Source organism: Salegentibacter chungangensis (assembly GCF_042678405.1).
In the GTDB taxonomy this organism is placed as follows: domain Bacteria; phylum Bacteroidota; class Bacteroidia; order Flavobacteriales; family Flavobacteriaceae; genus Salegentibacter_A; species Salegentibacter_A chungangensis.
Map to the genome: position 1 here is coordinate 974,129 of NZ_JBHTLI010000001.1, position 13,046 is coordinate 987,174.

The 13,046-nt window shown below is 44.4% G+C and carries 13 protein-coding genes; 7 read left to right on the top strand and 6 right to left on the bottom strand.

All coding sequences use genetic code 11. From position 1 onward, the window contains the following. Positions 1 to 4: 4 nt before the first annotated feature. Entirely contained in the window at positions 5 to 175 is a 171-nt protein-coding gene (locus ACFQ3Q_RS04370) for a DUF5522 domain-containing protein (RefSeq protein ID WP_380743307.1), read from the bottom strand. A 32-nt stretch (positions 176 to 207) separates the two neighbouring features. Between ACFQ3Q_RS04370 and ACFQ3Q_RS04375 the strand changes: the two genes are divergently transcribed. From ACFQ3Q_RS04375 to hemL, 4 genes are read left to right on the top strand one after another with little or no spacing between them, the layout of a single operon-like run. After that, entirely contained in the window at positions 208 to 534 is a 327-nt protein-coding gene (locus ACFQ3Q_RS04375; RefSeq protein WP_380743309.1) for a hypothetical protein, read from the top strand. A gap of 35 nt (positions 535 to 569) precedes the next feature. Then, positions 570 to 1,508 carry a 1-aminocyclopropane-1-carboxylate deaminase/D-cysteine desulfhydrase gene (locus ACFQ3Q_RS04380; protein ID WP_380743311.1) on the top strand — a complete coding sequence of 313 codons (939 nt, stop codon included), beginning with the start codon at positions 570 to 572 and terminating at the stop codon, positions 1,506 to 1,508. Positions 1,509 to 1,510: 2 nt separating this feature from the next. Continuing rightward, on the top strand, positions 1,511 to 2,329 hold the full coding sequence (locus ACFQ3Q_RS04385; RefSeq protein WP_380745590.1) for a glucosaminidase domain-containing protein: 819 nt from the start codon (positions 1,511 to 1,513) through the stop codon (positions 2,327 to 2,329). Between the two features lie 5 nt (positions 2,330 to 2,334). Then, the gene (gene hemL / locus ACFQ3Q_RS04390; protein ID WP_380743313.1) at positions 2,335 to 3,624 is read left to right on the top strand and encodes a glutamate-1-semialdehyde 2,1-aminomutase; all 1,290 of its coding nucleotides are present in this window, start codon (positions 2,335 to 2,337) and stop codon (positions 3,622 to 3,624) included. 49 nt (positions 3,625 to 3,673) lie between these two features. Here the strand turns inward: hemL and ACFQ3Q_RS04395 are convergent, their stop codons facing one another. Next, positions 3,674 to 5,185 carry a GH3 auxin-responsive promoter family protein gene (locus ACFQ3Q_RS04395; RefSeq protein WP_380743315.1) on the bottom strand — a complete coding sequence of 504 codons (1,512 nt, stop codon included), beginning with the start codon at positions 5,183 to 5,185 and terminating at the stop codon, positions 3,674 to 3,676. A gap of 73 nt (positions 5,186 to 5,258) precedes the next feature. Here ACFQ3Q_RS04395 and ACFQ3Q_RS04400 point away from each other — a divergent pair, with 73 nt between their 5' ends. Further along, positions 5,259 to 6,053: a DUF2797 domain-containing protein gene (locus tag ACFQ3Q_RS04400; RefSeq protein ID WP_380743317.1), complete on the top strand. Its 795-nt coding sequence runs from the start codon at positions 5,259 to 5,261 to the stop codon at positions 6,051 to 6,053. A gap of 57 nt (positions 6,054 to 6,110) precedes the next feature. Here the strand turns inward: ACFQ3Q_RS04400 and ACFQ3Q_RS04405 are convergent, their stop codons facing one another. Then, entirely contained in the window at positions 6,111 to 8,792 is a 2,682-nt protein-coding gene (locus tag ACFQ3Q_RS04405; RefSeq protein WP_380743319.1) for an AsmA-like C-terminal region-containing protein, read from the bottom strand. Positions 8,793 to 8,809: 17 nt separating this feature from the next. Continuing rightward, positions 8,810 to 9,547, bottom strand: a complete 738-nt coding sequence (locus ACFQ3Q_RS04410; protein ID WP_380743321.1) for a queuosine precursor transporter — start codon at positions 9,545 to 9,547, stop codon at positions 8,810 to 8,812. A gap of 103 nt (positions 9,548 to 9,650) precedes the next feature. On the opposite strand from ACFQ3Q_RS04410, the gene folK reads away from it, so the two are divergent. After that, the gene (gene folK / locus ACFQ3Q_RS04415) at positions 9,651 to 10,787 is read left to right on the top strand and encodes a 2-amino-4-hydroxy-6-hydroxymethyldihydropteridine diphosphokinase (RefSeq protein ID WP_380743322.1); all 1,137 of its coding nucleotides are present in this window, start codon (positions 9,651 to 9,653) and stop codon (positions 10,785 to 10,787) included. A 1-nt stretch (position 10,788) separates the two neighbouring features. Here folK and ACFQ3Q_RS04420 read toward each other — a convergent pair whose 3' ends face one another. Both ACFQ3Q_RS04420 and ACFQ3Q_RS04425 read right to left on the bottom strand, forming a co-directional pair. Next, positions 10,789 to 11,601, bottom strand: a complete 813-nt coding sequence (locus ACFQ3Q_RS04420) for a response regulator transcription factor (RefSeq protein WP_380743323.1) — start codon at positions 11,599 to 11,601, stop codon at positions 10,789 to 10,791. 154 nt (positions 11,602 to 11,755) lie between these two features. Then, entirely contained in the window at positions 11,756 to 12,301 is a 546-nt protein-coding gene (locus ACFQ3Q_RS04425; protein WP_380743325.1) for an RNA methyltransferase, read from the bottom strand. 312 nt (positions 12,302 to 12,613) lie between these two features. Here ACFQ3Q_RS04425 and ACFQ3Q_RS04430 point away from each other — a divergent pair, with 312 nt between their 5' ends. Next, entirely contained in the window at positions 12,614 to 13,045 is a 432-nt protein-coding gene (locus ACFQ3Q_RS04430) for a hypothetical protein (RefSeq protein ID WP_380743327.1), read from the top strand. Position 13,046: the final 1 nt, after the last annotated feature.

A 13,046-nucleotide genomic window follows, 5' to 3' on the forward strand; every position in this document is an offset into this window, starting at 1 on the left:
TATTTTATTGTTGCGTGTTAGTTTTGTTATCGTAGCCGTAAGGACAGTGGCGGCAACCGCTTTCACAGCAATATCCTCGTTTTAGATGATACTGTTCTGTAAAACATCTGTATCCTTCAGGCGTTATATAATAGTCTCCCTCTTCAAGGGGAACTCTTTTTCTGAAAATACTCATATCGCAAAAATACAATTTCTTATCTTGTTCACATGATACTTATCGTTAACAAATATCTTCCGGGTAACCGATTTAAGGGGATGGTTTTATGGCCTTTCCTTTTCGTGAAGAATCCGGAGTTAAAGAACGATGAGATCTTCATTAACCACGAGCGGATCCATATGCGGCAGCAACAGGAATTACTCATCCTGTTTTTTTATATCTGGTATTATCTCGAATACCTCTTTAGGCTGGCTAAAAGCGGAAACAGGATGCAGGCCTACCGGAATATTTCATTTGAACGGGAAGCTTATGACCGGGAGACCATAGACGATTATCTGAAAGAGCGCAAATTTTGGGCATTTCTTCATTACTTATAGGTTGCAGGTGTATAACTGCTTGTTAACTTTGCAAAATGCAGAAGGTACTGGATCTTAACTCTGAAATCTATTCAAAGAACCAATTCATTACCGGGTTGGGGAATAATGTTCAGCTTTGGCTGAAAAGGGAAGATTTGCTGCATCCTGAAGTTTCCGGAAATAAATTCAGAAAGCTGAAGTATAATCTGCAACAGGCTTTGGCTCAGAATAAGAAAAAGGTCCTGACCTTTGGCGGAGCCTTTTCTAACCATATTGCTGCAACTGCCGCAGCCGCGAAACTTTCTGGCCTAGAAAGTGTCGGGGTGATAAGGGGAGAAGAATTAGGAGGAAACCTTGAAGAGACTTTAAAAACAAATGCTACCTTAAACTTTGCGGTTTCCCAGGGGATGAAGCTGCATTTTGTTTCCCGAAGCGATTACAGGAACAAAACAGCCCCCGGCTTCATTAAAAACCTGCAGTTGAAATTCGGTGAATTTTATCTAGTTCCCGAAGGCGGGACCAATTCGCTGGCTGTGAAGGGATGTGCCGAGATATTATCTGAAGAAGATAAGGCATTCCATTTTGTATGCACTTCCGTTGGTACCGGGGGTACTATTTCGGGGATTATCAATGCTTCAGAAGAGAACCAGCAAATTTTGGGTTTTCCGGCTCTAAAAGGTGATTTTCTTTCCGCAGAAATAGAGAAATACTCGGGTAAACAGAATTGGGAGCTCATTTCCGGCTTTCATTTTGGAGGCTATGCCAGGTATAAACCGGAACTCATCGAATTCATTAATAATTTTAAGACTGCATACGGAATTCAGCTCGATCCCGTTTATACAGGGAAAATGCTTTACGGAATTTTTGAACTCGCAAGGGAATCTTATTTTCCTGAAAATTCCCGTATTTTAGCGATCCATACCGGGGGGCTTCAGGGAATCCCGGGAATGAATAGAATACTGAAGAAAAAACAATTGCCTTTAATCCAGATATGAAAATGAACTTAAAGCGGTATTTTATAATTATTGTACTTGCTGTATTCACCGTTTCCTGCGGAAGTAAGAAAAAGGTGGTCACCAAAAGGGACCGGTCGAAACCCGAGTCTCAGGTTGTGATGGAAGATACTTCGCGGAAGGAGATGGATTCCGGCAGGGCAAGGGAAGAAAGACCGGCTAATTTTTCAGGTTCTGTAGAGGATTACATAAGGTATTTTGCGCCAATTGCCCAGGAGGAGATGGCCTTGTATAAGATCCCGGCAAGTATTACCCTTGCACAGGGTATCCTGGAGTCAGGTGCCGGAAAGGGAGAGCTTTCCAGAAGGGCCAATAACCACTTCGGAATTAAATGTCATGACTGGAACGGCCCCCGGGTGTATCACGATGATGATGCCCGCGGCGAATGCTTCAGGAAATATAAGGACCCAAAGTACTCTTTCAGGGATCACTCACTGTTTTTAAGTGAACGCAGGAGGTATGCTTTCCTGTTCGATCTCGACAAAGACGATTATAAAGGCTGGGCCAAAGGCTTAAGAAAGGCAGGTTATGCAACAGACAGGAGGTATCCTGATAAACTGATAGGGCTTATAGAGCGCTATGAATTATACCGCTACGATACCAATGTTTCAGACAGACCTTCATCAGGTTATACCTATAGCTCAAAAAAGGATGCCGATACCCACGTGGTGCAAAAAGGGGATACACTTTATTCTATTGCAAAACGATACAATACCAGTGTGGAACAAATAAAGGAACACAACGATCTGAGCTCGAATACCATCGAGATTGGTCAGTTATTATATATAATTTCAGAATATTAAGATTTATGATTTATAAAAGAAGTAGTGAATTGTTCGCTTCAGCCAGGAAAGTGATTCCGGGAGGGGTAAATTCACCTGTACGTGCATTCAAGGCCGTGAGTGGCGATCCCGTTTTTATTAAGAAGGCTGAAGGAGCTTACATTTATGATGAAGACGGAAATAAACTGATAGATTATATCAACTCCTGGGGGCCGCTTATTCTTGGGCACGCTCACAAACCTGTTGTAGATGCCGTAATCGAAAGGGCTAAAGATGGAACATCTTTCGGCACGCCTACCGAACTGGAGACAAAGATCGCCGAACTGGCGGTGAAGATGGTGCCTAATATCGATAAGATAAGAATGGTGAATTCCGGGACCGAGGCCACTATGAGTGCCGTGAGATTGGCAAGAGGCTATACCGGGAAGGAAAAGATTATCAAATTTTCGGGCTGTTATCACGGCCACAGCGACTCTTTCCTGATCCAGGCGGGAAGTGGGGCAATGACCTTTGGCTCACCAAACAGCCCCGGGGTGACCCAGGGAACGGCAAAAGATACCCTGCTTGCAAAATTCAACGACCTGGATAATGTGAAGCAAGTGATTGAGGCTAATAAGGGAGAGATCGCCTGTATGATCATTGAACCTGTGCCGGGAAATATGGGGTGTATCCCTCCAAAGAACGGATTCCTGAACGGACTTCGCGAGCTTTGTAATTCTCACGATATCCTGTTGGTGTTCGATGAGGTGATGTCCGGTTTCAGACTTGCCCAGGGCGGAGTGCAGGAAAGAATGGGGGTGAAGGCCGATATCGTTTGCTTCGGAAAAGTGATAGGAGGCGGACTTCCGGTTGGAGCCTTTGCTGCCCGGGATGAGATTATGGATTACCTGGCTCCTGTGGGCCCTGTTTACCAGGCCGGGACCCTAAGCGGGAATCCGTTGGCGATGGCTGCAGGACTGGCGATGCTGACTGAGCTTTATGAGAATCCCGGGATCTTTGAAAGCATAGATAAAAAGACAAAATATCTGCACGAAGGGATGGAAAAGGTGCTGAAAGAAAATAATGTACCGCATACCATTAACCGCGTGGGGTCTATGATCTCTGTTCACTTTGGGGATGAACCGGTGGTGGATTTTGAATCTTCGGCTACATCGGCTTCTTCTGGTAAATTCAATAAGTTCTTCCACGGAATGCTGGAAAACGGTATCTACATTGCGCCAAGCGCTTTTGAAACCTGGTTCATTAGTGAAGCCCTTTCTTATGAAGATCTTGATAAGACGATTGAAGTAGTAGGAAAAGTTTCTAAAGACCTTTAAGGTCAGTTCAAATACTTACCAAAAAAAGCCCTGCAAATGCGGGGCTTTTTTACATCATCTCCAATAGCTCTTCAACATAGGTCCTGGAGTTGGAGAGACGGGGTATCTTATGTTGCCCGCCAAGCTTATCGTGCTTTTTAAGCCAGTCGTAAAAAAGGCTTTCTCTTGCCTGGTGTACTTTTGGCATATTCAGGGTCATATTGTTATAACGCTTGGCTTCGTAATCGCTGTTTACTTCCTGTAAGGCCTTGTCGAGTTCACGTTTAAAAGATTCAAAATCCTTAGGCGGATTCTTGAATTCGATGATCCACTCGTGAGCTCCTTTTTCCTTTCCTTCCATAAAAACCGGAGCCGCGGTATAATCTACGATCTCGCAGTTATTGATTAAGGAAACTTTTTTCAGGGCTTCTTCGGCATTTTCAATAATGAGCTCCTCTCCAAAGACATTGATGTGATGTTTGGTCCTTCCCGAAACCTTAATTCGGTATGGGCTGGTGGAAGTAAAGCGTACGGTATCCCCAATCTTATAGCGCCATAAACCGGCATTTGTAGTGATGATTACCGCGTAATTCTTTCCGATCTCTACTTCGCTCAGCGGAATTACTTTCTCCTCTTTGGTATCATAAGTATCCATCGGGATGAATTCATAGAAAATTCCGTAGTCCAGCATCAGTAACAGGTCTTTCGAATCGTTCTGATCCTGGCAGGCGAAGAAGCCTTCAGAAGCATTATAGATTTCATAAAACCTGAAATCTTCTTTTGGCAATATTTTCTGGTATTGCGGCGCATAGGGGTCAAAACTTACTCCGCCGTGAAAGTAAACTTCCAGCTGCGGCCACACTTCAAAAAGACTTTGTGTGTTGGTGGTTTCCAGCACATTGTTCAGCAGGACGAGCATCCAGGAAGGTACACCGGCCAGGCTGGTGACTTTTTCACGGATGGTTTCATTAACTATGGCCTGCATTTTCACTTCCCAGTCGTGCATCAGGGAAACCTCGTTGCTGGGGGTGCTGCTGAATTCAGCCCAGAACGGCATATTGTCTATCAGGATGGCTGAAAGGTCACCATAGGAAGTACCGTTATTGCGGTAGATTTCCTTGCTTCCACCCAGTCTTAAACTTTTTCCGGTAAAAAGCTGAGATTGCGGATTGTTATTGAAGTAAACGCAAAGCAGGTCTTTTCCGGCGGCATAGTGGCAATTCTCAAGGGAATCTTCACTTACGGGAATGAACTTGCTCTTTGCGTTGGTGGTTCCGCTGGATTTTGCAAACCATCTGATGGGAGTAGGCCAAAAAATATTGGTGTCACCCCGGCGGCTGCGTTCTATCACCCCCTCGTAATCTTCATACCTCTGCACAGGAACCCTTCGGGAGAATTCCGCATAGCTCCGTATTTCCTCAAAGCCGTATTTCTTGCCGAATTCAGTGTCTTTAGCTTTAGATAAAAGATCCTTCAGAAGTTCATTCTGTACTTCATTGGGATATTTTATGAACAATTCCATCTGGTGGATCCTCTTTTTCAGGAACCAGGAAGCGATGGAATTTACTAATGGAATTGGCATTATTTATTTTATATTTATGCTCTGCGAAAACTACAGCGCACAAGGTTTGTCGGCTAAAAATAACGAAAAAAATATGACATACGAAGGGGTACTTACAAAAATGAAAACCGAGATCACCGATAAGGTGCAATACTACCTCGTTTTTGATTCTGACTTCCTGAATCTTAACCAGTTGCTGGACAGGAAGGTCAGCATAAATTTTCTAAGGTATCAGTGCCTTAATTGCGGGCTGGAGAAGAAGATCTTTCGCCAGGGTTTTTGTTTCGACTGTTTTAATGAAATTCCGCAGGCCGGGGAATGGATTATGAAGCCGGAGCTTAGCCGCGCTCATCTGGATGAGGAAGACCGTGACCTGGAATTCGAAAAAAGAGCCCAGTTACAGCCTCATATCGTGTACCTGGCCAATTCCAGTAATGTGAAGGTTGGGGTGACCCGAAAGGAGCAGATCCCGACGCGTTGGATAGACCAGGGGGCTCACGAGGCCATTGAGATCGTGGAAGTGCCCAATCGTTATCTTGCCGGAATTACCGAGGTAGCCCTGAAAGATCACGTTTCAGATAAGACCAACTGGCGTAAAATGCTCACCAATGATATCAAGGACCTGAACCTGGTTGAAGAGCGTGAGAAACTGAAGGATTTTATCCCGGATGAGGCAAAGGAATATTATATAGCCAGCAATAAGGAGACAGAGATCGAATTTCCCGTACTGGAATTTCCAAAGAAAATAAAGACGCTTAATCTTGGCAAGAATCCTTTTTACGAAGGGGTTCTTAAAGGAATAAAAGGGCAATATCTTATCTTCGAAGACGGGACCGTATTTAACGTTCGCGGGCACGAAGGTTTTGTAGTAGAATTCAACATTTTATAAATATTTTCCAAGTCAAAATAAAAAAGCCTCTCAGTTTTTGCTGAGAGGCTTTTTAGGTTATTGGTTCTGAGTGGTGTCCTTCTTCTTTTTGGAGGACTTCAGGATGCCGCCTAAAATATCTTTAGCGGTCTCTTCCAGCTTTTTCTCTTTGCTGGTAGGGGTGCTTACACTGTCTTTTGGCTCAGGGGTCTTTACCGCACTCGTGTCTTTTCCTGTTTTGGTAGCCGTGGTGTCGGGTTTGCTCCTGCCACCTGTCCTTTCTTTGATCACCCCGGTTAGCACATCGGTTCCTTTCTTTACAAGCTCCTGCTTTTGTTTTTCAACGATCCTCTGGGTGAGGCTGTTTACGGCCTGCTTCATATTGATCCTAATATTCGGGTTCTGGAAACTTCCGGTAAGGCCTATTGGAAGCTCTACCCTCATATTTTCCAGTTCTTCCCCGCTAAGTTTGCCAAGTGCCGATCCTACTTCATTTCCCAGGTATTTTGCGGGAACATCCAGGCTAAGATTGTAATTCATACTCATATCGAAGCTGTGGCCCCCGGAGACCTCTACATTGATACCTTTCACGTCAAAATCGAAGGGATCTATCTTTACCGTTCCGTCCTCAAAAGTAAGATGGGTCTTAAGCTTGTTTAGATCTATATCTTTCAGGTTCAGGAAGCCAAGCTGCTGATCCAGTTGTCCCAGTAAAGGGGTTTTCGCGGGATCAAGATCGGCGGTAAGGATACGCGCCAGGGCTTCCCCGGCTATGGTCCTGAGATCGGGGGTGAAATCGTTGTTCAGGTTACCTTTTAACTGGAGGCTGGTCTGCAGTTTCCCGTCCAGCGCGTTTGCAATTGGCGCAAGCCCCTGCAGGAGATCAAGCCCGTTGAAAGACTGGGAAATATTCAGCGCATTTAGCTGAAGATCCATCTGGAAGGTAGGGATCTCATTTTTTGTAGAGACATTACCATCCAGGCCGATGTTTCCGTCAAAAATATCGGTGCTAACGTTCTGAAGTGTCGCGGTCTCATCCCTTAGTATGATCTTCCCGCTGGCATTATTCAGTACCAGGTCGTCATACAATACCTTGTTCACCCTGAAGTTCACTTCGGTGTCAAGGAATGAAGGGATCTTTACCGCTTTTTCCGCAGAGGTGGTGGTAGTCTTTCCGGCTTCTTTCTTTTCCCCTGATGTTCTCGCGACCATAAAGTCGTTAATGGAAAAGGTGTTGGAGTTCACCTGGAAATTCCCTTTCAGCTGCTGATCGGTGAACAGGAATCCCATCAGGTTATGAATATTCCCTGATGCTGTAATATCAGACTTTCCGGTGGTAAGCTTAAGTTCGGGTACCCGTACATTTCCCTGGTTGAAATTCAGATTCGCATTCGAGACCCTGATCTCGTTCGGGATCTCGGGAGATTTATAACTGAAATTCCTGATGCTTGCCGTTCCCTTGCTGTTCACATTCTGATATTGTTCCTTTTCAATACTGTTCATATCGAAGCTGGTGGTCACATCGGCCGTTAGGATCCCGTTCAGGTCTTGTTTCAGCTCCAGCGGATAAGCCTTGCTGATATTGGCCAGGTTCACGGTCCCTTTCAGTTCCATATTCACCAGCATATTTTCGGTAAGGTTCCTCAGGCTTCCGTTAGCCGTAAACCTGTCCTGGTCTATCCTGAAGCTAAGATCCTTAAAGGTCACATAGGTGTCTTCCGGGATTCCGCTTTCATTAAGCACCTTCAGGTCGATGTTGATATCCTGAACGCTTTTGGGAAGGTCGGGATATTTAAAGGAAGCGTTATCTGAGCTTACGCTGATATCCATCTCAGGGATCCTGTTCTCATCTACGATTCCGCTTATTCTTCCGTCCACTACAAAATTTCCCTGGGTTTCCACATTCTCTATGTTCTTGGCATAGGTGGCCGGGATAACCGCAAGGAAGTTCTTAAAGTCTGAAGAAGGCGTTTTAAAGCTAAGATCCAGTTCGTTGTTGTCTTCATTCACTTTCACATAACCATTGAAGGTAAGCGGCAGCTGGTTGATCGTTGCCTCATTTTCCAGGAAGGTATACTTCTGGTTTTCAAGATCCATCTGGATGATGGCATCCAGGGCCACCTTGTTTTTGTTCAGGTAATTGGTGCCGTCATAATCCAGGCTTACCAGGGCATTGGTCTTGGTGTCCAGTTCTGATTGGTCCAGGGAGAAATCTCCCGTCCCGCTATGGTTCAGGTCTTCTATGTCCAGGGCAATATTGGCTCCCTGGTCCAGGTATTTTACCCGGGAATTATTGATCTCGTAATGTTTCAGGTCCAGCCTGAATGCACTGCCCGATCCCTGGGTGCTGGTAGTATCTTCTTTTGCGATATCGTAATTCGCATTGCCCAGCGAATCGATCCTGATGTCCAGAAAGGCATTGTTCAGTTTGAGTTCATCAATTTTCTTAGGTTCATCCTGCGCTTTAAACAGTTCTTTTACCGACATCTCGAGCACTACTTCATCACTCTTTGCCAGGGTATCCCCTTCAAAAGGCGCGTTGTTCACGATGCTCAGGTCTTCCAGTACCAAAGTGGCCTGGGGAAAACTCCTGAAAAGGCTCAGGTCCAGATCGGCGAACTCCACCTTCGCATTCACGTTATTATTGATGGCTTTTTTAACCAGGTCTTTCAGCTGAGATTCAAATACAATTGGAGCAGTAACCAGTAATACCACGATCACCAGCAAAAAGATCCCTAAAATTTTTAATATTTTTTTCATCTCTTATAATTTTTAGATCAGGCTTCCCGTGTTTCGGGCTCGCCTGTAAGTATCTCTTCTTCAAAATATAATTCTTCGCCCTGTTCCAGGTTGAAGCGCCTTCGCAGCCCGAATACCGCGGCATACAGGAACGGCGTGTCAAGGGCAGCTACCAGTACTTTAAATAAGAAACCGCTAAGCAAGAGTGCTCCAAACTGTTCCCAGGCGATCTTATTAAAGCTACAGAGCAAAAACAGGACCGAAAATGTATCGACAAACTGGGAAAGGAAGGTCGAGAAGTTATTCCGCAGCCATAAATGCCGGCCTTTGGTGAGACGCTTCCAGAAATGAAAAAGCTGGATGTCTATGTACTGGGCCAGCAGGTAAGCGACCATAGAGGCAAAAACGGCAATGGCGGTAGCGCCAAATACCTTACTGAAAAGCTCGTTCCCTACCGGCGACCAGTTGGTGGCCGGTACCCCGTTGGCGGCATAAATAATCAATAAGGAAAAGAGCGAAGCAAAGATCCCGGCGGTCACGATTTCGTTGGCCTTTTTCTTTCCGTAGACCTCACTTATGATATCGGTGATCAGAAAAGTGATGGGGTAAGGTAAGATGCCTACCGAGATCTCAAAAGTGTAGATCCCGAAAAAATCCCAGGAAAAAAACTTCTGAAAAATAAGATTGGAAACTACCAGCGAGGCGATGAATAATGCGCCTAATATCAAATAAATACGCTGTGCCGCAAGCCTGTCTTTGATATAAAGTTGTGCCAAATTTTTATTTTATGTTATAACAAAATTAAGCCTATGTAGTTTTGTTTTGCTTAATTTGCTGTGAAAATTACAGGTTAATCCTAAAATCTTTTCCTAATTTAAATTGAATTCCCCTAAAATAGTATATATAGCTCTGGGAAGCAATGTTGGCGAGCGCTTCAGCATTTTGCAGGCTTCCGTGAACCGTATCTTTGAAGAGATAGGTGAAGTGACCAAGGTTTCAAAAGTCTACGAAACTCCGGCCTGGGGATTTGAAGGAAATGCCTTTTTAAATGCCTGTATTGCGGTGAGCACCCGCTTTACTCCTAAAAAAGTACTGAAGAAACTGCTGAAGATCGAAAAGGAATTCGGCAGGCTGCGCAGTGATTCAAAAGATTACCAGAACCGAAGCCTGGACCTGGATATTCTGTTCTTTGAAGAAGAGGTTATTGAAGCTGAAGGGCTGCTTATCCCTCATCCTCAAATGCAAAAGAGAAGGTTTGTACTTCAGCCTCTGGCAGATATCGCAGCAAGGGAAATTCATCCGAAACTGAAACTAACCGTAAGGGAATTATTGTCGCAAACCGAAGATACTTCGGGTTTAAGCGAAATTGGCGATGAGTTAAAGATTCCTTCAAAGCAATATCGGTTCAGAAAATGCAGTTATATAGCCGTAGAAGGAAATATTGGTGCCGGGAAGACCAGTTTTTCGACTATGGTCTCGCAGGATTTTAATGCGAAGCTCATTCTTGAACGCTTTAAGGATAATCCCTTTCTGCCGAAATTCTATGAAAACCAGGAGCGTTATGCCTTTCCGCTGGAAATGTCCTTTCTGGCCGATCGGTACCAGCAGCTGGCCGACGATCTCGCGCAATACGACCTTTTTAAGGATTTTGTGATCTCAGACTATGATGTCTTCAAATCGCTGATCTTTGCCAAGATCACTCTTCACGAAGATGAATATTCTTTATACCACAAGCTCTTTCATTTGATGTATAAAGAGCTGGTGAAGCCGGACCTGTACATATACCTCTACCAGAATACCGATCGTTTGCTGGAGAATATCAAAACCCGCGGGCGGGATTATGAGCAGAACATCCAGCCTGAATACCTGATGGAGATCAACAAGAGCTACCTGAACTTCATAAAATCACAAACCAATATGAAGGTGCAGGTGATAGATATTTCAGGAAAGGATTTTGTGAACAAACGGGCAGATTATCTCGCTTTGCTGGAGGAAATAGACAATCATTTAGACTAGTTTACAGGTCCTGGGGAGTTATAATGCCTCCTGTAAGGCATTTAGCAACGAGCTGGGTGGTATTGTTACATCCGGTCTTTTGAAGGATGTTTTTCCTGTGCGTGCGGATGGTATGTTTTGAAATATTCAGTTTTTCCGCGATCTCTTCGGCATTAAGGCCTTTGGCCAGGTATTTAATGATCTCCTGTTCTCTTTTTGTAATAATATTGGCAAGATCGTTATGTTCTTCCCTGCATAGTTCGGGATTGAAACACCCGTTTTCGGGGTCAAGGTTGTAAAAGGACTTCTCACCTTTAAGGCTAATAAAGGAGACTTCTTTGATGCTGCACACCTGTAAATGGGAAACGTCGCTGTGAATAACAAGTAAATGCTGCGGAGTTCCGTTCTCCGAAACCGAAAGCGGTGTTCCCTGGATAAGCATTACTTTTTTGTTCCCTTTGTGGTCTTTCATTTCATAAGAGTAGAGCATCTTATAATCGGTGACCTTATCAGATGGCAGATAGTCGTTGTAGAAGCTCTGGATGAGCCTTTCCTTCTTTTCTATCCATTCGAACTCTTCTTTTAGAGCGGTTTGTAACAAACATTCCATAGTTACCTCCTCCGGGGGCTTTCCTGTAAAGATCTCAACCTCGGGAGAGATGTAATCAAGATTTAAATTGTGCAGATTTAAAATGTAGAAATAAGAATTACCCGGGGTGAATAATGAGGCGAATTGCTGAAATTGGTCCTTGGCCTCATATTCGGAATATTTTTTAATTTGCTTTGAATACTCCTTCTTCCATAGGTCAAAAATACGACTGGTATCCTCGCTCATTTATGATTTAGATTGACGGTTGAAGCCCAAGATAAAATAAAAATACCTTTTTTGGGGTATTTGTGTAGGAAACTTATGAACCGTAAAAAGTGGTAAAAGCTTTTACTGGTGCATATTTTCAGAGGATTATGCTCCTGTAATTTTTGTAGGAAATTTATGTCTGGAAAGTGGAAATCTTGTTAAAAAGATCCCATAATACCACTCCGGCACTTACCGAGATGTTCAGGGAGTGTTTGCTGCCCAACTGTGGAATTTCGATGATCCCGTCACTGGCCGAAACCACCTGTTGCTGCACGCCTTTTACCTCGTTCCCGAAAATGACCGCGCAGGTCTCTCCCTTCCGGGGTTTAAAATCGTTGAGCATAATGGCACCTTCAGCCTGTTCTATGGAAAACACCTTAACCTCGTCTTCCTGAAGTTTTTTGACCAGCTCCAGGGTGTCTTCAATATATTCCCAGGCCACGGTATCGGTGGCGCCGAGGGCGGTTTTCTGGATGTCTTTATGCGGAGGCTGGGCGGTGATCCCGCACAGAAAGACCTTTTCGATCAGGAAAGCATCGGCGGTACGAAATACCGAACCTATGTTGTTGAGGCTGCGAACATTGTCCAGCACCACGATGATAGGGGTTTTCTTCGCTTCCTTAAATTCAGGGACCGTTTTCCGGCCCAGTTCGCTGTTTTTCAACTTTCGGTTTTCCATAGAGCACAAAAATAGGAATTTCTGAAAATCTGTCCGGTTACGGGGTCCTATTTTATTTCTGCCGCATTTTACTGAAAATCAGCTTGTGTTGTGTGTAATTCACTAAAAAGCAGTAAATTAGAATGTTTTTAAGGAAAAACACGCCCTTCTTAACCTGCCACAGTTATCCCCCCGCTATATCCAAATCAATCTAAACTGAACCGGAATCCGGTAAAGGCTTTTACTGCTATCCCAAATTCCGAAGCAGCCTGCAGTGTTATAAGTGAATTTTGAATTAACAAGAACTTCAATAACAACTAAAACACCAGCATTATGAAGACTATGAAGATCACGCTTATACTGGCCGCGTTCCTGTTCTGTGGCCAGGGATTGTTCGCCCAGGAGATGGGCCCGAAGAAATATGAGAATCCTAACTGGATCTATGTGAGTTTTATCAAATTTCATCCCGGGAAAAAGGATAAAGCCGTCAAGATAATTGATGATTACTTCGCCAAAGCGGATGCGAATGCGGGTATAAGTCCGCCCACGGTGCTGAATATGACCACCGGCGATTTCGATTTTGTGGTGGTCTGGAAACTGGAAGAGGGCATAGAAACCCTTAATTATGAAATTTCCCCCGATGATGCCAAATGGTATGCCGAGATGGGGAAGCTTGCCGGAGGAATGGATAAGGCCGAAGAAGTGATGCAGGAATTCTTCTCTTACGTGGAAATGTGGAAAACCGAGATCGGCAGGATGGAATGAG

What these genes read in the sequence shown, in the direction of transcription:
- ACFQ3Q_RS04370 (WP_380743307.1), bottom strand. Translation starts at nt 175, where the DNA reads ATGAGTATTTTCAGAAAAAGAGTTCCCCTTGAAGAGGGAGACTATTAT.
- ACFQ3Q_RS04375 (WP_380743309.1), top strand. Translation starts at nt 208, where the DNA reads ATGATACTTATCGTTAACAAATATCTTCCGGGTAACCGATTTAAGGGG.
- ACFQ3Q_RS04380 (WP_380743311.1), top strand. Translation starts at nt 570, where the DNA reads ATGCAGAAGGTACTGGATCTTAACTCTGAAATCTATTCAAAGAACCAA.
- ACFQ3Q_RS04385 (WP_380745590.1), top strand. Translation starts at nt 1,511, where the DNA reads ATGAACTTAAAGCGGTATTTTATAATTATTGTACTTGCTGTATTCACC.
- hemL (WP_380743313.1), top strand. Translation starts at nt 2,335, where the DNA reads ATGATTTATAAAAGAAGTAGTGAATTGTTCGCTTCAGCCAGGAAAGTG.
- ACFQ3Q_RS04395 (WP_380743315.1), bottom strand. Translation starts at nt 5,185, where the DNA reads ATGCCAATTCCATTAGTAAATTCCATCGCTTCCTGGTTCCTGAAAAAG.
- ACFQ3Q_RS04400 (WP_380743317.1), top strand. Translation starts at nt 5,259, where the DNA reads ATGACATACGAAGGGGTACTTACAAAAATGAAAACCGAGATCACCGAT.
- ACFQ3Q_RS04405 (WP_380743319.1), bottom strand. Translation starts at nt 8,792, where the DNA reads ATGAAAAAAATATTAAAAATTTTAGGGATCTTTTTGCTGGTGATCGTG.
- ACFQ3Q_RS04420 (WP_380743323.1), bottom strand. Translation starts at nt 11,601, where the DNA reads ATGAGCGAGGATACCAGTCGTATTTTTGACCTATGGAAGAAGGAGTAT.
- ACFQ3Q_RS04425 (WP_380743325.1), bottom strand. Translation starts at nt 12,301, where the DNA reads ATGGAAAACCGAAAGTTGAAAAACAGCGAACTGGGCCGGAAAACGGTC.
- ACFQ3Q_RS04430 (WP_380743327.1), top strand. Translation starts at nt 12,614, where the DNA reads ATGAAGACTATGAAGATCACGCTTATACTGGCCGCGTTCCTGTTCTGT.